Origin of the sequence: Stenotrophomonas maltophilia, from assembly GCF_002799245.1 — a bacterium.
Taxonomy (GTDB): Bacteria; Pseudomonadota; Gammaproteobacteria; order Xanthomonadales; family Xanthomonadaceae; genus Stenotrophomonas; species Stenotrophomonas maltophilia_S.
This window is the reverse complement of sequence record NZ_NEQV01000001.1, coordinates 670,785-691,490: the sequence shown is the minus strand read 5'-3', so window position 1 is coordinate 691,490 and position 20,706 is coordinate 670,785. Positions and strand designations below refer to the sequence as shown.

Sequence of the window (20,706 nt, the reverse complement as noted above, 5' to 3'; positions counted from 1 at the left end):
ATTGGACCATGCCCGCGCTGCAGAGCACCCGTCAAGCGAGCCAGACCCCGTGGTTCGACAGTGAACCGGCGGAAGCCTTGCGCGTGCTGGAGCGGCAGTTGCTGCTGCCGCAGCTGTCGGTGCTGCCGACGCAGCCCTGGCTGTGGATCGCACCGAGTGCGGCCTGGCTGGACGATGCGCAGCCGGGCGGGCGCGGTCTGCGCCTGTTCCGGCAAGGGCAGGGCTATGCCGGCGATACCCGCTGCGCACTGCCGCTGCCGCTGGCCAACGAGAGCGTCAACGCGGTTGTGCTGCAGCATGTCACCACGGGCGATGCCGACCAGCTGCTGGACGAGTGCGAGCGCGTGCTGATGCCGGGTGGTCACCTGTGGCTGAGCAGCCTCAACCCGTTCAGCCCTTACCGCACGCACTGGCGCCAGCACGGACTGGTGGTGCGCACGCCACAGCGGATCCGCCTGCTGCTCGGCCGCCACGGGCTGGAGTGCGACGATATGCGTTACCTCGGCCCGCTCTGGCGCGGCGCCGGCAGCCGCCGCCCGGGCGGTTGGGCGCCGCTGCGCGCAGCCTGCCTGTTCCATGCTGAAAAGCGCACGCTGGCCCTGCCCGGGCCGAAACCGTTGCCGGTGCGTTGGCACGGCACCGTTGCTACCTGATCTGGAGTTGTATTGAAAACCATCGAAATCCACACCGACGGTTCCTGCCTTGGCAATCCCGGCCCCGGCGGCTGGGCTGCACTGCTGCGCTACAAGGGCCACGAGCGTGAGCTGAGCGGCGGCGAAGCGCACACCACCAACAACCGGATGGAGCTGATGGCAGCCATTTCCGGCCTGGAGACGCTGACCGAGCCCTGCAACATCGTGCTCTACACCGATTCGCAGTATGTCCGGCAGGGCCTGACCCAGTGGATGCCCGGCTGGATCCGCAAGAACTGGAAGACCGCCGGCGGCGACCCGGTGAAGAACCGCGAGCTGTGGGAGCGCCTGCATGCCGCCACGCTGCGGCACCAGATCGACTGGCGCTGGGTGAAGGGCCACTCCGGCGACCCGGACAACGAGCGGGTGGATACCCTGGCGCGCAATGCGGCCATCCAGATCCGTGACTCGAGCCCGGTAAACTGAGCCCATGCGTCAGATCATCCTCGATACCGAAACCACCGGCCTGGAATGGAAGAAGGGCAACCGCATCGTCGAAATCGGCTGCGTGGAGCTGTTCAAGCGCCGCCCGACCGGCAACAACTACCACCAGTACATCAAGCCGGACTGCGAGTTCGAGCAGGGTGCGCAGGAAGTCACCGGCCTGACCCTGGAGTTCCTGGCTGACAAGCCGGACTTCGCGCAGATCGCCGATGAGTTCCTGGCCTTCATCGATGGCGCCGAACTGATCATCCACAACGCGGCGTTCGATCTGGGCTTCCTCGACAACGAGCTGTCGCTGCTGGGCCCGCAGTACGGAAAGATCACCGATCGCTGCACGGTGATCGATACCCTGGTGATGGCGCGGGAGCGCTTCCCGGGCCAGCGCAATTCGCTGGATGCACTGTGCAAGCGTCTGGGCGTGGACAACTCGCACCGCGCGCTGCATGGCGGCCTGCTTGATGCGCAGATCCTGGGCGACGTCTACATCGCGCTGACCTCGGGCCAGGAAGAGATCGGCTTCGGCCTGGGTGATGACGATGGCGGTGGCGCCGGTGCGGCGCTGCAGGCCTTCGATACCAGCAAGCTGCTGCCGCGCCCGCGCGTGGTGGCGACGCCGTCGGAGCTGGAAGCACATGCCGCACGGCTGGAGCGGCTGCGCAAGAAGGCCGGCCACGCACTGTGGGATGGCCCCAAGGTGGAAGAAGCCGCCAGCGCGTAATGCATCGGGGAAGTGCCGGCCGCTGGCCGGCAGTGCCGTATCCACGCATGGCGTGGATCTACCGGTCAGTGGCAGCGCACCAGGATCACGCTGATGTTGTCGCGGCCACCGCCGTCGAGCGCGGCGGCGACCAGCGTGTCCACGCATTCCTGCGCGCTGGCGTCCTCGAAGGCAAGGGTGCGGGCGATACCGCGGTCGTCCACTTCCTCGGTCAGGCCGTCACTGCACAGCAGCAACTGCATGCCCGGGCGCAGTTCACCGCTGGTGGTGGCCACGTTCAGATGCGCCGGATCGGTCACGCCCAGTGCCTGGGTGACCACGTTGCGATGCGGATGCGCACGCGCCTGTTCGGCGGTCAGGTTGCCCTGCGCGACCAGTTCCTGCACCACACTGTGGTCCTGGCTGAGCTGCGCCAGCTGGCCATCACGCCACAGATAGGCACGGCTGTCGCCGACCCAGGCCACTTCATAGCGATTGCCCTGCACACGTGCTGCGACCACGGTGGTGCCCATCGGCAGGGTGTCGTTGCGCCGGCGCGAGGCGCGGATGATCTCTTCGTCGGCGGTGCGGATGGCGTGGGCCAGCGGCGCGCCACGGCGGATCTCGCGCACGATGGTTTCGCGCGCCAGCGCGCTGGCCACCTCGCCACAGGCGTGGCCGCCCATGCCATCGGCCACCAGCCACAGGGCCAGCTCGCTGTCACCGTAGTAGGTGTCTTCGTTGAGCTCGCGGCGCAGGCCGGGGTGGGTGAGATGTCCGAATTCGATCATGGTGTGCGGGGGCGGGGTATTGCTGGGGAGACAGGCATCATCAGGGGGCTGCAGGCATCCGGCAAGGCATGCACTCAGGAAATTTTCACTTCATTGACCGGAATGACTTGTCGTCGGCCTTACTTCCTCGTATGATGCGCGTCCCCGGTCCGCCGGGGACCACCCGGAGAGGTGGCAGAGTGGTTGAATGTACCTGACTCGAAATCAGGCAGGCGTTTATAGCGCCTCGGGGGTTCGAATCCCCCCCTCTCCGCCAGATAAAAGAAAAAGGGCTGCCGAAAGGCAGCCCTTTTTCTTTTATCTGGCGCGGGACGCGACGCGCGTTTCACGCGTCGCCCTACACGTTGCCGGCCTCTCCCCGCCCTTGTCGGGGCAGCCCCTCAACCGAGGGGCTTGTTGCTCCAGATGCATCAGTAGATCCACGCCATGCGTGGATGCATAGCGGGAGTTACGCCGTAGCGGCCATGTCCTGTTCGGGCAGCCTGCGGAACACCAGGCTGGCGTTGGTGCCGCCAAAGCCGAACGAGTTCGACAGCGCGTAATCGATGCGGCGGTGTCGCGGCACCTTCGCGGTGAGGTCGAGCCCGGCACAGGCATCCGATGCGGTGTCCAGGTTGCGGGTGGGCGGAGCCACCTGGTCGCGCAGTGCGAGGATCGAGAGAATGGCTTCGACGCTGCCGGCGGCGCCCAGCAGGTGGCCCATCGAGGACTTGGTTGAAGAGATCGACATCGTACCTGTGGTGGCGTGCGCACCAAACACGCTCCTGATGGCGGCAATCTCGGCCAGATCGCCAGCCATGGTCGAGGTCGCATGGGCATTCAGATAGTCGATGCGCTCCGGGGCGATGCCGGCGCGGCGCAGGGCGGCCTGCATGGCACGGGCGGCGCCATTGCCGTCTTCCGGCGGCGACACGATGTGGTAGCCATCGCCGGACATCCCATAACCCACGATCTCGGCATGGATGCGGGCGCCACGCCGACGCGCGTGCTCATACTCCTCCAGCACCAGGATGCCGCTGCCTTCGCCCATGACGAAACCATCGCGATCCCTGTCCCAGGGCCGCGATGCCTGCTCCGGTGTGTCATTGAACGCCGTTGACAGTGCGCGCGCCGCGCAGAAGCCGCCGATGCCGAGTTCGCACACGGCCGCCTCGGTACCGCCGGCGATCATGACGTCGGCATCGTCCAGCGCGATCATCCGCGCGGCATCGCCAATGGCATGGGCCCCCGACGCACAGGCGGTCACGGCGGCATGCGCAGGGCCACGGAAGCCGTACTGGATGGCGATATGCCCGCCGGCCAGGTTGATCAGCGTGGAGGGGATGAAGAACGGGGAGATGCGCCGCGCGGAGGTTCGCTCAAGCACGCGCGCGGTGGCTTCGATACCGGGCAGGCCGCCGATGCCGGCGCCGACCATGACGCCGGTGCGGTCGCGCTGCGCGTTGTCCTGCGGCAACCAGCCCGCATCGTGGATGGCTTCATGCGCAGCAGCCAGCGCATAGACGATGAAGTCGTCCATCTTCTTCAGTTCTTTGCTGTCGGCCCAGTCGGCCGGATCGAAGCCGCCGCTCGCGCGGTTGCCGTGCGGCAGCAGTCCGGCGACGCGGCAGGGCAGCTGTGCGGCGTCGAAACGATCGATCGGGCGCACGCCGCTGTGGCCGTCCAGCAGGTTGCGCCAGCTGGTCGCCACGGTCATGCCCAGTGGCGTGATCATGCCGATGCCGGTGACCACGACGCGGCGATAGCCCAGCGGATACGGGGGAGAAAGAGAGGAGGTGTTCATGGCGGCAGGCACGGTGGGGTTCATTCGGGCAGGGGGACGTCTTTCCAGAGCGCTTCGACCTGCGCGGCGCGTTGCCTGACCTGTTCGGAGGCCACCGGGCCCGGCTGCAGCAGGACGCGATCGACGGTGATCGGCGTACGGGTGTGGCGGTCGACCACCATCGATTGCAGCGGCGCACCGCTAGCGCGGTCGATCTGCGAAACGGCGGTCCCCTCAGGGGTGAGGTGGCGACTGCCCCAGTCGAACAGCACCACCAGCACCGGGAACAGCTCCTGGCCTTTGCTGGTCAGCACGTACTCATGGCGCGGTGGGCGTTCGCTGTACGCCTGCTTCTGCAGCAGGCCGTTGTCGACCAGGTGCTTCAGGCGGCGCGCGAGGGTGTTGGCAGGGATGCCCAGGCTCTGCTGGAAGTCGTCGAAGCGCCGGCAGCCCTGGAAGGCGTCGCGCAGGATCAGCAGGCTCCAGGATTCGCCAATGCAGTCCAGTGCCCGTGCCGTCGGGCATTCCATCGTGGCGAAGCTGGTCGTTCTCATACGGGCAGCGTAAACGAGTAACTTCAAATATGGAAGTTACTAGTGGATGCTGCACGTTGCCGGTTCAGGCGGTGGTGCGGCACATGCACCCGCCAGCGATCGCGCAGGCGCGGGTTACCATGTGCGCATCACCTGCTGGAGCTTTCCCCGATGACCGCTGAAATCCTCGTCCCCGTTTCTTTCGGCGAGCTGCTGGACAAGATCTCGATCCTGCAGATCAAGTCCGAGCGCATCAGTGACGAGGGCAAGCTGGCCAATGTGCGCAGGGAGCTGTCGGCGCTGGAGCAGACCTGGATGGCACACCCGGCGGCGGTGAAGGATGTCGCCAAGCTGCGTGCCGAGCTGAAGGCGGTCAACGAGCAGCTGTGGGACATCGAGGACGACATCCGGCTGAAGGAGAAGGCGCAGGCGTTCGACCAGGGCTTCATCGACCTGGCGCGCAGCGTCTACCTGCGCAACGACGAACGCGCGCGCATCAAGAAGGCGATCAACCTGGCGCTGGGCTCGGCGTACGTGGAAGAGAAGTCCTATCAGGATTACGCGCAGCGCGCGTAATCCGCTCCTGTAGAGCCGAGCCCATGCTCGGCTGCTTCCACCGCAGCCGGGCATGGCCCGGCGCGGCAGGGATCACCCCAGGTGGTCGGCGACGTAGCGTTCGAAGGCGGCGATACCGTCTTCGACGGTGATCAGTTCCATCACATCGTCGAACTCGATCTTGGTGCCCCACTTCAGGTCGGCGGCCTGCTTGGCCAGGTACTTGCGTGCCGCATCGTCATAGCGGTCCACGCAGTAGCGGCGGTCCGAGTACGGGCCACTGCGGTGCGGATTGCTGGCCGCATGCAGGCCCAGCACCTTGGTGCCCATGGCATTGGCGATGTGCATCGGGCCGGAATCGGGCGTCATCACCAGGTTGGCGCGGGCCAGCAGGGCGGGCAGCTGCTTCAGCGTGTCCTTGCCGACCAGGTCCAGTGCCGGCGTGTGCAGCTGCGCCTGGATGGCGTCGGCCATGCTGCGTTCCAGCTCGCTGCGGCCACCGCACAGCACCACCTGCCAGCCGCGCTGCACGGCGTGGTTGGCCACTGCGGCGTAGCGGTCGGCGTACCAGTTGCGGCGCACGTGGCTGGAACAGGGCGAGATCATCAGCACCGGGCGGCCATCGTCCTGCCACTGCGCGGCGGCCCACTCGAAGGCGGACGGCGGCACGGCCAGGTCCCAGCTGACCCCGGTCTGGCGCAGGCCCAGCGGTTCGCAGAAGCTGCCGATCGCATCCAGTACATGGATGCCGGGGCGGTCGGGGATGCGCTCGTTGATGAAGAGCCCATGCAGGTCCTTGGAGCGGCTGCGGTCGTAGCCGATGCGGCGCTCGGCTGGAATGAACGCCGACAGCAGGTTGGCGCGGAACGCGACCTGCATCTGCAGCAGCGCTTCGAAGCGCCCCGGCGGCAGCTGCCTGCGCAGTTCCTTGACCCCGGCCATGCCGCTCTTCTTGTCGTAGGCATGGAAGGTGACGCCGGGCAGGCCATCGAGCAGCTTGTGGCCGGCTTTGTCGATGATCCAGTGGATCGGCGTGTCCGGGCGCGCGGCCTGCAGGGTGCGCACGAGGGGCACCACGTGGGTGACATCGCCAAGTGCGGACAGGCGCAGGAGGCACAAGGATGAGGACGCTGATGCCATGTGTTGTTAGACTCAATGAAATGGTCGCATTCGACGCCAATGAAGCGCTGACGCCATGCCGCGAGGGTCGCGGCATCGGGGCCATTCTGTTCGACCGCGAGCGGCTGCGGCAAGCCGAGATCGGCCTGTTCTCGCCCCAGCACTGGGGCAGCAAGGCCCGGCCGGTGGGCGAGGGCGGCCGCGGCAGCGCCTGGTTCGTCGATGCGCCGTTCGGTGCCAGCGTGCTCCGCCACTACCTGCGCGGCGGCATGGCGGCCCGTATCAGCCACGACCAGTACCTGTGGCGCGGCTCGGACCGGACCCGCAGCTTCGCTGAATTCCGCCTGATGCGCGCGCTGCGCGAGAAAAAACTGCCGGTGCCACGGCCTATCGCTGCGTTCTACATGCGCGAGGGCCTGCGCTACCGGGCAGCGATCCTGATGGAGCGGATCGAGGGCGTACGCTCGCTGGCCGACCGCGCACTGGTCGCTGGCCGGGGCGCCCCCTGGGAAGAGACCGGGCGGCTGATCGCCCGCTTCCACCGTGCCGGGCTGGACCATGCCGACCTCAACGCGCACAACATCCTGTTCGATGGCAGTGGCCATGGCTGGCTGATCGACTTCGACCGCGGGGTGATCCGCATCCCGGCCACCGGTTGGCGCGAACGCAATCTCAAGCGGCTGCTGCGCTCGCTGGTCAAGCTGCGCGGCGAGCGCAGCGTGGAAGATGTGCAGAAGGACTACGCGCGGCTGCGCCGCGCCTATGACATGGCCTGGAACCGGGGCACCTGATGGATTGGTCGTTGCGTTTCCTCGGCGTCGGCAATGCGTCGGCGGTCGAGCTGGGATCGCCGATGTCGGTGATCGAGCGGGATGGACGTCCGTGGCTGACCATCGATTGTGGCGGTGAAGGCCTGACCGCGTTCAAGGCGCATTACGGGCACCTGCCGCAGGCGCTGTTCGTCACCCATGTGCACCTGGACCACGTCGCCGGCTTCGAGCGCCTGTTCGTGGACACCTTCTTCAATGCGCACCGGCGCGGCAAGGTGCGCCTGTACGTGCCCGCCACGGTGGTGCCGCTGCTGCACCGGCGCATCGGGGATTACCCGAACGTGCTGGCCGAGGGCGGTGCGAACTTCTGGGATGCCTTCCAGCTGATCGTGGTGGGCGAGGCCTTCTGGCACGAGGGCGTGCGCCTGGAAGTGTTTCCGGTGCGCCACCACTGGCCGGAGACCGCCTATGGCCTGCGCCTGCAGGGCGCGCTGACCTGGAGCGGCGATACACGACCGATTCCGGAGATGCTGGCCCGCTTCGCCAATGACAACGAGCTGATCGCCCACGACTGTGGCCTGCACGGCAACCCGTCGCACACCGGCGTGGACGATCTGGAGCGTGACTACAGCGCCGAGCTGCAGTCCCGGATGATGCTCTACCACTACGCCAGCGTGGCCGATGGCGTGGCGCTGGCCGCACGCGGCCACCGCGTCGCGCAGCCGGGGCAGTGCGTGCCGCTGGCTGTCCCGACCGCACCGCACGTGCTGGTACAGGACCCGCCGTGAGCGGAACCGGCCGGCCTGCCGACGCGGCGCTGGCCGCCGAACTGGAGGCGCTGGAGCGCGCGCTGCACGCCCCCCAGGTGCGGACTGACCGTGGGCGCCTTGCCGCATTGCTGGACGAGGATTTCACCGAGATCGGCAGTTCCGGGCGGTGCCATGGACGCCAGGCCGCGCTGGAGGAGATCCCGCTGGAGCGCGCGGCGGTGCTGATCGAGTCCGATCAGTACGCGGTGCGGCTGTTGGCCGAGGATCTGGCCCAGGTGCGCTATCGCAGCCGCCATCACGTCGATGGGCAGGCGCAGCGCTGGGTGCTGCGCAGTTCGCTGTGGCGCCGGCACGGGTACGGATGGCGCATGGTGTTCCACCAGGGCACGCCCGAGGCAGGGTAGCGCCGGGCCATGCCCGGCGAAGAATGGGAAGCCGGGGTCAGATCCCTTTGCCATGCAAAGGGATCTGACCCCAGTGCAGAAAAGGCGGTGGCCCCGCCGGCTGACCTCGGCGCCCGCGTCGATCGATACCGTTGCTGCCTTCCGGCCCTGGCGGAGTTTTCGACCTAGCGTCGCGAGGGGCCGACGGGGCCACCATAGAGACGTTGGCCGCCCGGTGGGCGGCCAGTTCACGGATCAGGGGAAGCAGCGCGCGATGCGCCGGAGACCACAGCCGGACTGCACATCGGCTCGCCGATGGCAGACGCGTATTCTAGCGCAGGCGGGTACATCGACGCCAGCTTCGCGCACTGAATCGGCTGTAACCCGTTCCCGGCTGCGGCGGCCGGGGCCGGCCCCCGTTGCTAGAATGCCGGCCAGGAGGAACGACCTCCCCCGCATCGGGAATCAAAGACCAGGACGGCCTGGCCCTACCAAGAGGAGGGCCGTCATGGCCTGGATCTATCTGTTGTTTGCCGGCCTGCTGGAAATCGTCTGGGCCGTGTCCATGAAGCAGTCCGAAGGCTTCACCAAGCTCACCCCCACCGTGGTCACCCTCATCGGCATGATCGCCAGCTTCTGGCTGCTGGCGGTGGCCATGCGCAGCCTGCCGCTGGGCACCGCCTATACGATCTGGACCGGCATCGGTGCGGTCGGTGCGTTCGTGGTTGGCATCGTGTTCCTCGGCGAGCAGGTCAGCCCGATGCGCATCGGTGCAGCGGTGTTGATCGTTTCCGGCCTGGTGCTGATGAAACTCTCCAGCAGCTGAATGCATTTACTTATGGCGGGGAAGGGAATCTCCGCTTTCTGCAGGTATATGCATTTTCGGCAAAACCATTTTGTTTGCCGGATTTATTTGACGTACGTCATAAAAATAACGAGCGTGATTCACATGCTGCTGGCGCCATCGGTCGCACAGTGCCGCCATTCGTCATGCGAAATCGGGGAGTTTTCGCCTTGACGGACACGCTGGCGTGCCTGTTCCGGGTGCGGTCGCGTGAAGATGTGAGGATTTCCAGAAGTTAATGCCGCCAGGCCTTGCTCCCGTGCCGGGAGCCGGGATGGGCAGCATCGTCTTCAAAAAAACTGCCTGCAGTGCCATCCGGTCTTTTCATGGAGATTTACCGATGAACCGCATTTACCGTCTGGTTTTTAATCGCGCCCTCGGCGTAATGCAGGTTGCTTCGGAGGTCGCCCAGAATCCCGGCGGAGGAGCGGTCAGCGCGGCGCGGGTGCCGCGTTTGAGAGCGCACCAGCTGGCGGTGGCGCTGGCGGCCACGCTGGCCAGTGGATCGGCATTCGCGGCGTGCAACACGGTGACTACAACGGTTACCTGCGATCCCGGCACCACCATCAACAACTACAGCAACAACGCTTCAGGCATCACGCTGGATGTGCTGGCAGGGGCGACGCTGCGCACGCCTCCCCTTGTCGGCGGCGGCAACGCGGCAACGTTGAGCGGTGACAACGTCACGGTCAACAACAGTGGCACGATCGATCCCAGCTCGATTGTCCTGGCGTCGCCTGGCCTGGTCATCGGCAATGGTGCGGCCGGAAACAGCAGCATCATCGTCAACAACAACTCTGGCGGCCAGATCAAGGGTGTCGTCAACCTTGCAACCTTGCTGGGCTTCGGTGGCCAGGCGCTGGTTGCACAGAACGTCAACGGCACCACCACCATCAACAACAGCGGCTTGATCAGCATGTCGTTGATTGGCCTGGGCAGTGTCTCCGATGCAACTTCGGTGGTGACCTACGGTGGCGCCGCCGCCAACGTAACCAACAGCGGAACCATCGATGGGCGCGTTGGCCTGGGCGCGTCCGGCGGCAATACATTCATCAATTCGGGGGCTGTCAACGGCAGTGTCCACCTGGGTGATTCGACCGGTGGCAATACCTTTACCGCGGTGGCGGGTTCCAGCGTCTCTGCAGGTGGTGGCGTCGCCGCTGCCGGTACGATAACCGGCGTTACCGGAGTCAAGGTTGCGGCTGCAGGCACGGTCGATGCAGGCGCCGGTACCGGTGCCGCCAACAACACGCTGGTGCTGCAGAACAGCGCCAGCGGCCCCGGGTCAGGCACCGGCGGGGCGGTGACCACGCTGGGTTGGAACCAGTACCTCAACTTCCAGAAGCTGACCGTCAACAGCGGTACCTGGAACCTGCAGGGTGCGTGGGCGGGCGCGGGGACGACCACGCTCAATGATGGCCTGGTCAACTTCAACAACGCGGCTGCGTTCGGCAGCGGCCTTTTCAGCGCCAACGGTGGTGCGATTGCCGCCAGCAGCGCAGGCCTCACACTGGGCAACAACTTCGGCCTGGGTGGAAACCTGCAGCTGTCGGGGACCAATGCATTCGGCCTGAGTGGTGTGCTTTCCGGCGCGGGTGGGCTGACGGTCAACAACACCGGCATCGTCACTCTCGGGGGCGCAAACCTGTTCTCCGGCGGCGTCAACCTCAATGCCGGCGGCCTGGTTCTGGGTAATGCCGGTGCACTGGGCGTCGGCAACCTGACCGTAGGTGGCAGCGCTTCGCTGGATACGACGGCCGGCTTCAACCTGGGCAACAATCTGGTGATCAATGGAGGGGGCTCGCTGAACCTGCTGGGCAACAACCCGCTGACATTGAGCGGCTCGATTTCCGGTGCCGGCAACGTGACCAAGAATGGTGCCGGCACGCTCACGTTGAACGGTACCAATTCGCTGACCGGCAACTTCAGCCTGGCCGGCGGAGCATTGGCGCTGGGCGCGGGTGGCAGCCTGTCGCCGACCGGTGCGATCACGCTGGGCGTTGGCACCAGCCTGGATCTTTCAGCGGCGGCCAACCAGACCATCGGCTCGCTGGCCGGCCTCGGCGGCTCGGTCAATCTCGGCAGCCGCACGCTGACGCTGGGCGGACTGGGCAATACCAGCTACAGCGGAACGTTTGCTGCAGGCACCGGTGGCCTGATCAAGCTCGGCACCGGGGTGCAGACCCTGTCGGGCGTCAACGCCCTCAGTGGCGGTATTGCGCTCAACGCCGGCGGCCTGTTGCTGGGCAATGCGGCTGCGCTGGGCGGCGGTACGCTCTCTGTCGGTGGCAACGCCTCCCTCGACGGCACCACGGCGCTGGCGCTGGCCAATGCAGTCAACCTCGGTTCGGGCGCCAGCCTGGATCTGCTGGGTGGCCAGCCGCTCACCTTCAACGGCGTGATCGGCGGCGCGGGTGGCTTGATCAAGAATGGTGCGTCCTCGTTGACACTCAACGGTGCCAATACCTTCGGTGGTGGCCTGACGCTCAACGCCGGCAGCCTGGTACTGGGCAACGGGGGCGCATTGGGAACCGGCGCACTGAATGTCAACGGTGCGGTGACCCTCGGCTCCACTGCTGCGATGACCGTGGGCAATGGCATCACGCTTGGTGCGGGGGGCTCGCTCAATGTGCTGGGCTCGAACGCGCTGACACTGGGCGGCGTCATCGGCGGAACCGGCAGCCTGGTCAAGAACGGTGCCGCCACGCTGACGCTGGGCGGTGCAAACACCTTCACCGGCGGGCTGGCGGTGAATGCCGGCAGGGTGGCATTGGCCAGTGGTGGCAGCCTGGCGGCAACCGGCGCGGTGACGCTGGCCGCTGCTGGCAGCGAACTGGATATCTCGCTGGGTGGCAACCAGACCATCGGTGCGTTGTCCGGCGTGGCTGGCAGCAGCCTCGCGCTGGGCAGCAGCACGCTGACCTTCGGTGATTCCACCAACCAGACCTTCGCCGGCGTGATCGGCGGCACCGGTGGCCTGATCAAGCAGGGCAGCGGCGTGCAGACGCTGACCGGCGCCAACACCTTCAGCGGTGGGTTGAATCTTGCGGCAGGTGGGCTGGTGCTGGGCAACGCAGGTGCGCTGGGAACGGGTGCGCTGACGGTCAGTGGCAACGGTTCACTGGACACTACTGCAGCGCTGAACCTGGGCAATGCGATCACTCTCGGCGCTGCGCTGACGTTGCCGGGCAGCCAGAACCTGACCCTGTCCGGTGACATCAGCGGCACCGGCAGCCTGGTCAAGAACGGTGCGTCGACATTGACCTTGAACGGCTCCAACACGTTCAGTGGTGGCTTGAACGCAAATGCGGGCAGCCTGCTGCTGGGCAACAGCGGCGCACTCGGCACGGGGGCGCTGGGCATTGGCGGCAATGTCTCGCTCGATGGCAGCGCAGCGCTGAACCTGGGCAACGACGTCGCACTGGGTGCGGGTGCCGCGTTGTCGCTGCCGGGCTCGCAGGCGATCACGCTGGGTGGGGTGGTGTCGGGCGCGGGCAGGCTGGTGAAGAACGGTGCCAGCACCCTGACCCTCAATGGCGCCAACAGCTTCGGTGGCGGGCTGACCGTCAACGGCGGTGGCTTGCTGCTGGGGAACGCTGGCGCACTGGGCACCGGTGCCCTCTCGGTGGGAGCCAATGCAACGCTGGACAGTTCGGTGGCGCTGAACCTCGCCAACAGCGTCAACCTCGGGGCAGGCGCAGTGCTGGATCTGCTGGGCAGCCAGGACGTGTCGCTTGCCGGTGTCATCGGCGGCACCGGCGGCCTGGTCAAGAACGGTGCGGCGACACTGGCATTGAATGGGGCCAATACCTTCAGCGGGGGTGTCGGCCTCAACGCGGGCGTACTGCAGCTTGGCAATGCGCAGGCATTGGGTACCGGGCAGCTGGACGTGGGCGGAAACGCTTCGCTGGATGCAACATCGGCACTGGCTGTAAGCAACAACATCAGCCTCGCTGCCGGTGCCAACCTCTCCGTGCTGGGCAGCAATGATCTGACGCTGGCCGGGCCGCTGTTCGGTGCCGGTGGGCTGATCAAGGACGGCGCGGCGCGCCTCACCCTGTCCGGCGCCAACGTCTACGCCGGTGGCACCACCGTCAATGCCGGCACGCTGGCGCTGGGCGCGGGCGGCAGCCTGGCCGCAGCCGGTGCGGTGAATCTTGCCGGTGCCGGCGCGACGCTGGACATTTCGACAGCCGGGGCGGCGCAGACCATCGGCGCGTTGAACGGCGTGGCAGGCAGCCAGCTGGCACTTGGGGCGCAGTCGCTCACCTTTGGCGGCGCCAGCAATGGCAGCTTTGCCGGCGTGATCGGTGGCACCGGCGGCCTGATCAAGACCGGTACGGGCGTGCAGACGCTGTCCGGTGCCAATACCTTCAGTGGTGGCCTTGCGCTCAATGCCGGTGGCCTGATTCTCGGCAACGCCGGCGCGCTGGGTACGGGTGCGCTGGGCATCGGCGGCACCACCACGCTGGACAGCACCGTGGCGCTGAACCTGGCCAACGCGGTGAACTTCGGTGCCGGTACGCAGCTGACGCTGGGCGGCAGCAACGATGTCACCCTGGGTGGCGTGGTGGCCGGCAGTGGCAGCCTGATCAAGAATGGTGCGGGCCTGCTGACCCTCAACAACACCAATACCTTCGGCGGTGGCCTGACCTTGAACGGTGGTGGCCTGGTGGTCGGCGCCGATGGTGCGCTGGGTACTGGCTCGCTGGCCGTGAATGCCAGCACCACGCTGGATGCGGGCGCTGCAGTGACGCTCGGCAATGCGGTCACGCTGGCCTCGGGTGTCGCACTGACATTGCCGGGCAGCAACGCGTTGACGGTGTCGGGCGTGATAGGTGGCAACGGCAGCCTGATCAAGGATGGCGCCACCACGCTGACGCTGTCCGGTGCCAATACCTATACCGGCGGCACCACCATCAACGCCGGCACGCTGGCGCTGGGCGCGGGCGGCAGCCTTGCTGCAGCGGGTGATGTCACGGTGGGTGCGGGCGCTGGCTTCGATATCTCCGGTGCCGGTGGCAGCCAGACCATCGGCGCACTCAATGGCGTGGGTGGAAGCACGCTGACGCTGGGCGGGAATTCACTGACCTTCGGTACGGCCGGCAACGCCGCGTTCGACGGCGTGATCAGTGGCGGCGGCGGGCTGATCAAAGTGGGCGCGGGCGTACAGACGTTGTCCGGTGCCAACACCTTTGGCGGCGGCGTGACGCTCAATGCGGGCGGGCTGGTGCTCGGCAATGACGCGGCGCTGGGCACGGGGGCGCTGACCGTCGGTGGTGCCGCCACGCTGGATACCACCGGCCTGGCAACGCTGGCCAACAACATCGCGCTCAATGCCGGGCTGACCGTGCTCGGCAACAATGCGCTGACCCTCAACGGCGTCCTTTCCGGGGCCGGCAGCCTGACCAAGAATGGCGGCGCAACGCTGACCTTGAATGGCATCAACACCTATACCGGTGGCACCAACATCAACGCCGGCACACTGGCGCTGGGGGCCGGTGCCAGTCTGGCAGCGAGCGGGACAGTGAACCTTGCCACCGGTGCCACGCTGGATCTGTCTGCCGGCAGCGGTACGCAGGTGTTCGGCACCCTGGTCGGCAACGGTACGGTGAACCTCGGTGCCAACTCGATCGAAGTCGGCGGCGCCACCGATGGCACCTTCAGTGGTTCGATCGCAGGCACGGGCGGCCTGACCAAGATCGGTGCGGGCATCGAGACGCTGACCGGTACCAACACCTACACCGGCGGCACCTTCATCAATGCAGGCACGCTGGCGATTGGTCCGGGCGGCAGCCTGGCAGCAACGGGCGCGGTGACGCTGGGTGCTGCAGGTACCGGCTTCGATATCTCCACCGCGGGGGCCGGCCAGACCATTGGCTCGTTGAACGGCGTGGCGGGCTCGACGGTGAGCCTGGGGGCACAGACGCTGACACTCGGTGGGGTTGGCAACAGCCTCTTCGATGGCGCGATTTCCGGCACCGGTGGCCTGGTCAAGAATGGTGCCGGCATCCTCACTCTGGGCGGCGCCAATCTGTTCAGTGGTGGCGTTGCACTCAACGGTGGTGGCCTGGTGGTCGGCAACAACGCGGCGCTCGGCAGCGGTGCGCTGACGGTCGGAAGCAGCGCAACACTGGATGCATCGACCGGCGCCAGCCTGGCCAACAACATCGGGCTGGCAGCGGGTGCCAACCTCGATCTGCTCGGCAGCCAGGCGCTGACACTGGGCGGCGTGATTTCCGGCACCGGCGGGCTGATCAAGGACGGTGCGGCGACCGTGACCCTGAGCGGTGCCAACACCTACACCGGTGGTACCACCATCAACAGCGGCACGCTGGCGATCGGTGCCGGTGGCAGCCTCGCCGCGACCGGCGCGGTGAACCTGGCCGGCACCGGCACGCTCGACATCTCCGCGGGCAACCAGACCATCGGTTCGCTGGCCGGCGTGGCCGGCAGCACGGTGGCGCTGGGGGGCAGCACGCTGACCCTGGGCGGCACGGTGGACAGCACCTTCAACGGTGTGATCGGCGGCAGTGGCGGCCTGATCAAGAACGGTGCGGGCGTGCAGACGCTCAATGGCGCGAGCACCTTCAACGGGGGCGTGGCGCTCAACGCCGGTGGCCTGGTGGTCGGCAACAATGCCGCGCTGGGCACCGGTGCGGTGACGGTGGGAGGCGCTGCTACGCTCGATTCGAACACGGCGGTCATCCTCGCCAACAACTTCATCCTCAACAATGCGTTGACCGTCCTCGGCAGCAACAACCTCACCCTCAACGGCAGCCTGAGCGGCACCGGCAGCCTGACCAAGGAGGGTGCCGCGACGCTGACCTTGAACGGCACCAACACCTACACCGGTGGCACCTACATCAACGCCGGTACGTTGGCACTGGGCGCAGGCGCGAGCCTGCACGCCAGTGGCATCGTCAACCTGGCCTCGGGTGCGACCTTCGATCTGTCGGCGGGCAGCGGCACGCAGCAGTTCGGTACCCTGGTCGGCAACGGTACGGTGAATCTGGGCGCCAACACGCTGACGATCGGAGACGCCACCAATGGCACGTTCAGTGGTTCGGTGGCCGGTTCCGGTGGCCTGATCAAGGAGGGCTCGGGTACCCAGACGCTGACCGGCACCAACACTTTCACTGGTGGTACCACCATCAACGCCGGCACGCTGGCGATCGGGGCCGGTGGCAGCCTGGCTGCGACCGGCGCAGTGAACCTGGCCAACGCCGGTACCGCCTTCGACATCAGCGCGGCCGGCGCGCAGGCGATCGGTTCGCTGGCCGGTGTGGCGGGTTCGGATGTGTCCCTGGGCGGTAACACGTTGACCCTTGGCGGCGTCGGCAACGCCACGTTCGACGGTGTCATTGGTGGTACCGGCGCGTTGATCAAGGACGGAGCGGGCACCCAGGCGCTGGGGGGCGCGAATACCTTCAGCGGGGGCGTCACCCTCAATGCCGGCGGATTGCTGGTCGGCAACAGCGCGGCTCTGGGCAGCGGTGCGCTGACCGTCGCAGGCAACGGCTCGCTGGATGCCAATGCGGCGGTGACCCTGGCCAACAATGTCGCGCTCGGCGCCGGTGCGGCGCTCGATTTGCTGGGCAGCAACGACCTGACCCTGGCCGGCGCGGTTTCCGGTGCCGGCGGCCTGACCAAGGATGGCGCGGCGACGCTGACCCTGGGCGGTGCCAGCACCTATGCCGGCACCACCACCATCAACAGCGGTACGCTGGCGGTGGCGGCCGGTGGCAGCCTGTCCGGTGCCAGCACGGTCAACCTGGCCGGTGCCGGTACGCTGGATATCAGCGCCGGCGGCAGCCAGAGCATCGGCGGCCTGGCCGGCGTGACCGGGTCCAGCGTGGTGCTGGGCGGTGCAACCCTGACTACCGGCGGCAACAACGGCAGCACCACATTCGGCGGTGTGCTCAGTGGCACCGGTGGCCTGGTGCAGAGCGGTACCGGCACGCTGACGCTGAGCGGCGACAACACCTATACCGGCGGCACCACCATCAACGGTGGCAGCACGCTGCAGATCGGCAACGGTGGCAGCACCGGTTCGGTGCTGGGCGACATCACCAACAACGGCAGCCTGGTCTACAACCTGGCGACGACGGCAACCGTGGGCGCGGTGGTCAGTGGCAGCGGCGGCCTGACCCAGGCCGGCAGCGGCACGCTGGTGCTGACCGGCAACAACACCTACACCGGTGGTACCACCATCAATGCCGGTGGCACGCTGCAGGTGGGCAATGGTGGTGCGACCGGCGCGATCATTGGCGACATCACCAACAACGGCGCGCTGGTCTCCAACGTAGCCGGCAATACCACGCTGGCTGGCACGATCAGCGGCGCTGGTGGCCTGACCCAGGCTGGCAGTGGCACGCTGACCCTGACCGGCAACAACACCTACACCGGAGGGACCACCATCAATGCCGGTGGCACGCTGCAGGTGGGCAATGGCGGTGCGACCGGTGCAATCACCGGTAATGTCGCCAACAACGGCAGCCTGGTCTTCGACGTCGCGGGCAATACCACCGTCGGTGGCGCGATCAGTGGCAGTGGTGGCCTGACCCAGGCCGGCAGCGGTGTGCTCACCCTGGTCGGCAACAACAGCTACACCGGCGGTACCACCATCAATGCCGGTGGCACGCTGCAGGTGGGCAATGGCGGTGCGACCGGCTCCCTCGCCGGCGACATCACCAACAATGGTGCGTTGATTTCCAACGTGGCCGGCAACACTGCGCTGGGGGGTACCATCAGTGGCAGTGGCGGCCTGACCCAGGCCGGCAGCGGTACGCTGCTGCTGACCGGCACGAACACCTACACCGGTGGAACCACCATCAATGCCGGCGGCACGCTGCAGCTGGGCAATGGCGGTGCGACGGGCTCGATCGTCGGCGATGTCACCAACAACGGCACGCTGCTGTCCAACGTGGCGGGCAACACCACGCTGGGCGGCACCATCAGCGGCAGTGGCGGCCTGACCCAGGCCGGCAGCGGTACGCTGACCCTGACCGGCAACAACACCTATACCGGCCCGACCACCATCAACGCCGGTGGCACCCTGCAGGTGGGCAATGGCGGCGCCACCGGCGCGATCGGCGGCAGCGTCACCAACAACGGCAGCCTGGTATTCAACGTGGGTGGCAACACCACCGTCGGCGGTGCCATCAGCGGCAGCGGCGGCCTGACCCAGGCGGGTGCCGGTACCGTGACCCTGACCGGCAACAACACCTATACCGGGGGTACCACCATCAACGCCGGCGGCACGCTGCAGGTCGGCAATGGTGGTGCGAGTGGTGCGATCACCGGAAACGTCAGCAACAACGGCAGCCTGGTGTTCAACGTGGGCGGCAACACCACGGTGGGCGGCACCATCAGCGGCAGCGGCGGCCTGACCCAGGCCGGTACCGGCATCGTGACCCTGACCGGCAACAACACCTACACCGGCGGCACCACCATCAATGCCGGCGGCACCGTGCAGGTTGGCAACGGTGGGGCCAGCGGCTCGATCACCGGCAACATCACCAACAACGGTGGCCTGGTGATCAACACCGGTGGCACCACCACACTCGGCGGCAGCATCACCGGCGGCGGCAGCATCGTGCAGGCCGGCCCGGGCACTCTGAATCTGGGCGGCAACAGTGGTGGCTTCAACGGCACCGGCCAGGTCACCGGCGGCGGCTTGAATGTCACCGGCACGATCGGCGGCCAGTGGAACATCGGCAGCGGTACGACCCTGTCCGGCACCGGCACCATCGGGGGTGCCGGTGGTGGCGTGACGGTGTCCAGCGGCGGCGTGCTGTCGCCGGGCAATGGCCCGGGCAACGGCAGCGGCGCAGGCAACGGCACCGGCACGATCACCGTGGGCGGCAACCTGACCCTGTCGCCGGGCAGCACGCTGGGCATCGATCTGGGTGCCACCGGCAGCGACACGGTGCAGGTGGGTGGCAGCGCCAACGTGGGTGGCAGCACGGTGCAGGTGAACACCATTTCGCCGAGCACCAGCTACCAGCAGGGCCAGCAGTACACCGTGGTCAATGCGGGCGGTGGGGTGAGCGGGCAGTTCGCCTCGGCGACCTCGCCGTCGGCCTTCCTGACCATCACCCCGGTCTACACCGCCAACACCGCCAACCTGAAGATCGACGTGGCGCAGACCGCAGCGTTCACCACGGTGGCCAACAGCCGCAACCAGTACAACACCGCGGCCGCGCTGGACAGCCTGCCGCAGAGTGGTTCGGCGCTGGGCCTGTACAACACGGTGCTGATGTATGACGCGGCCACCGCACGCAGCGCGTTCGACCAGCTGTCCGGTGAAGTGCATGCGGCCAGCCGTGCGGTGCTGCTGTACGACAACTACCTGGAAGAGGGCATCCGCCAGCGCCTGGGCAGTGAACTGCCGACCGTGCGTGGCGAGCGCGCCTCGGCCTGGCTGGCCGGCAGCGGCAAGGTGTTCAAGCAGGATGGCGATGGCAACGGTGATGAGATCCGTTCCAACCGCAACGCGCTGATGGCGGGTGTGGACTGGCAGCTGGGTGAACACGTGGTGCTGGGTGCAGCGGCAGGCAATGAACGGCTCGACACGCGCCTGTACGATCGCAGCTCGCGCGCACGGCTGCGTGGCAACACCTTCGGCCTGTATGCGCAGGGCGAGTGGAACAACGGCTTTGCGGTCGGTGGCAGCGTGTCGCGCGGTGACTACCGCACGCGCACCACGCGTGAAGTGCCGCTGCTGGGCCAGACCCTGTACAGCCGCCAGGATTCGGACGTGACCATTGCCCAGGTCGAAGGCAGCTGGACCTGGACCCATGGCAGGACCCAACTGCAGCCGTACGTGCAGTTCACCCGGCACTGGGTCGACAGCGATCGTGCGGTGGAGCAGGGCGGCAGCGCCGCGCTGGTGCTGGAAGGCGGCAAGGACACGCTCAATGTCAGCACCGTCGGCGTGCGGGGCCGCTGGGATGTGGGCAGTGGCGAGCGCTTCCCGGCGCAGCTGACGGTTGGCCTGGGTTGGCAGCACGCGTCGGGTGATACCGATGTGGCCAGCCGCAACCGCTTCGCGGTCGGTGGTGATGCCTTCGACGTCTACAGCGCGGTGATGGCACGCAATGCGCTGGTCAGCCAGCTCGGCGTGGCGGTCGGCCTCGGTCGCAACAGCCAACTGTCGATGTTCGTGCAGGGCCAGCATGGTGATGGCCGCCGCGATGTGGGCGGGCAGATCAACCTGCGGGTAGGTTTCTAAGGGGAGTGGGCCAGGGGTAGATCCACGCGCTGCGTGGATCTACCGCCGCGGCGGGAGTGGGCGATGCCGTTCCAGGGCGGCGCCGGTGACGCCGTGGCCATCGGCCATGG

At 67.1% G+C, this 20,706-nt stretch carries 13 protein-coding genes, 1 tRNA gene and 1 other RNA gene; 10 read left to right on the top strand and 5 right to left on the bottom strand.

From position 1 onward, the window contains the following. The first annotated feature begins 8 nt into the window (after positions 1 to 8). From B9Y64_RS03290 to dnaQ, 3 genes are read left to right on the top strand one after another with little or no spacing between them, the layout of a single operon-like run. Positions 9 to 653 carry a methyltransferase domain-containing protein gene (locus B9Y64_RS03290; RefSeq protein ID WP_100439490.1) on the top strand — a complete coding sequence of 215 codons (645 nt, stop codon included), beginning with the start codon at positions 9 to 11 and terminating at the stop codon, positions 651 to 653. A 12-nt stretch (positions 654 to 665) separates the two neighbouring features. Then, positions 666 to 1,118 carry a ribonuclease HI gene (rnhA, locus tag B9Y64_RS03285; RefSeq protein WP_014036151.1) on the top strand — a complete coding sequence of 151 codons (453 nt, stop codon included), beginning with the start codon at positions 666 to 668 and terminating at the stop codon, positions 1,116 to 1,118. Positions 1,119 to 1,122: 4 nt separating this feature from the next. After that, positions 1,123 to 1,854 (top strand): DNA polymerase III subunit epsilon, encoded by a 732-nt coding sequence (dnaQ, locus tag B9Y64_RS03280; RefSeq protein ID WP_075675240.1) that lies wholly within the window; start codon positions 1,123 to 1,125, stop codon positions 1,852 to 1,854. A gap of 65 nt (positions 1,855 to 1,919) precedes the next feature. Here dnaQ and B9Y64_RS03275 read toward each other — a convergent pair whose 3' ends face one another. Then, entirely contained in the window at positions 1,920 to 2,624 is a 705-nt protein-coding gene (locus B9Y64_RS03275) for a PP2C family protein-serine/threonine phosphatase (RefSeq protein WP_049446668.1), read from the bottom strand. Positions 2,625 to 2,789: 165 nt separating this feature from the next. On the opposite strand from B9Y64_RS03275, the gene B9Y64_RS03270 reads away from it, so the two are divergent. Continuing rightward, positions 2,790 to 2,880 (top strand) — tRNA-Ser (locus B9Y64_RS03270). 192 nt (positions 2,881 to 3,072) lie between these two features. On the opposite strand, the gene fabF is transcribed toward B9Y64_RS03270, so the two are convergent. Next, on the bottom strand, positions 3,073 to 4,407 hold the full coding sequence (gene fabF / locus B9Y64_RS03265; protein ID WP_162292362.1) for a beta-ketoacyl-ACP synthase II: 1,335 nt from the start codon (positions 4,405 to 4,407) through the stop codon (positions 3,073 to 3,075). 20 nt (positions 4,408 to 4,427) lie between these two features. Continuing rightward, complete coding sequence (locus B9Y64_RS03260; protein ID WP_100439488.1) at positions 4,428 to 4,940, bottom strand: winged helix-turn-helix transcriptional regulator; 513 nt, start codon at positions 4,938 to 4,940, stop codon at positions 4,428 to 4,430. A 150-nt stretch (positions 4,941 to 5,090) separates the two neighbouring features. Here B9Y64_RS03260 and B9Y64_RS03255 point away from each other — a divergent pair, with 150 nt between their 5' ends. Beyond that, a complete protein-coding gene (locus B9Y64_RS03255; protein ID WP_100439487.1) occupies positions 5,091 to 5,495 on the top strand; it encodes a DUF6165 family protein in 405 nt (134 codons plus the stop codon). Positions 5,496 to 5,567: 72 nt separating this feature from the next. Here the strand turns inward: B9Y64_RS03255 and B9Y64_RS03250 are convergent, their stop codons facing one another. Next, the gene (locus tag B9Y64_RS03250) at positions 5,568 to 6,614 is read right to left on the bottom strand and encodes a glycosyltransferase family 9 protein (RefSeq protein WP_100439486.1); all 1,047 of its coding nucleotides are present in this window, start codon (positions 6,612 to 6,614) and stop codon (positions 5,568 to 5,570) included. A gap of 20 nt (positions 6,615 to 6,634) precedes the next feature. On the opposite strand from B9Y64_RS03250, the gene B9Y64_RS03245 reads away from it, so the two are divergent. Genes B9Y64_RS03245 through B9Y64_RS03235 form a run of 3 tightly spaced genes read left to right on the top strand, consistent with a single transcriptional unit; the run spans position 6,635 to position 8,537 of the window. Further along, positions 6,635 to 7,384 (top strand): 3-deoxy-D-manno-octulosonic acid kinase, encoded by a 750-nt coding sequence (locus tag B9Y64_RS03245; protein ID WP_100439485.1) that lies wholly within the window; start codon positions 6,635 to 6,637, stop codon positions 7,382 to 7,384. Continuing rightward, the gene (locus tag B9Y64_RS03240) at positions 7,384 to 8,151 is read left to right on the top strand and encodes an MBL fold metallo-hydrolase (protein ID WP_100439484.1); all 768 of its coding nucleotides are present in this window, start codon (positions 7,384 to 7,386) and stop codon (positions 8,149 to 8,151) included. The genes B9Y64_RS03245 and B9Y64_RS03240 overlap by 1 nt, the downstream gene beginning before the upstream one ends. Further along, positions 8,148 to 8,537: a DUF4440 domain-containing protein gene (locus B9Y64_RS03235; protein ID WP_100439483.1), complete on the top strand. Its 390-nt coding sequence runs from the start codon at positions 8,148 to 8,150 to the stop codon at positions 8,535 to 8,537. The genes B9Y64_RS03240 and B9Y64_RS03235 overlap by 4 nt, the downstream gene beginning before the upstream one ends. Positions 8,538 to 8,627: 90 nt before the next feature. On the opposite strand, the gene ffs is transcribed toward B9Y64_RS03235, so the two are convergent. Continuing rightward, positions 8,628 to 8,724, bottom strand: an RNA gene (gene ffs / locus B9Y64_RS03230) — signal recognition particle sRNA small type. 300 nt (positions 8,725 to 9,024) lie between these two features. Between ffs and B9Y64_RS03225 the strand changes: the two genes are divergently transcribed. Together B9Y64_RS03225 and B9Y64_RS03220 are read left to right on the top strand one after the other, a co-directional pair. Then, on the top strand, positions 9,025 to 9,342 hold the full coding sequence (locus tag B9Y64_RS03225) for a DMT family transporter (RefSeq protein ID WP_100439482.1): 318 nt from the start codon (positions 9,025 to 9,027) through the stop codon (positions 9,340 to 9,342). 358 nt (positions 9,343 to 9,700) lie between these two features. Continuing rightward, the gene (locus B9Y64_RS03220; protein ID WP_100439481.1) at positions 9,701 to 20,596 is read left to right on the top strand and encodes an autotransporter-associated beta strand repeat-containing protein; all 10,896 of its coding nucleotides are present in this window, start codon (positions 9,701 to 9,703) and stop codon (positions 20,594 to 20,596) included. Positions 20,597 to 20,706: the final 110 nt, after the last annotated feature.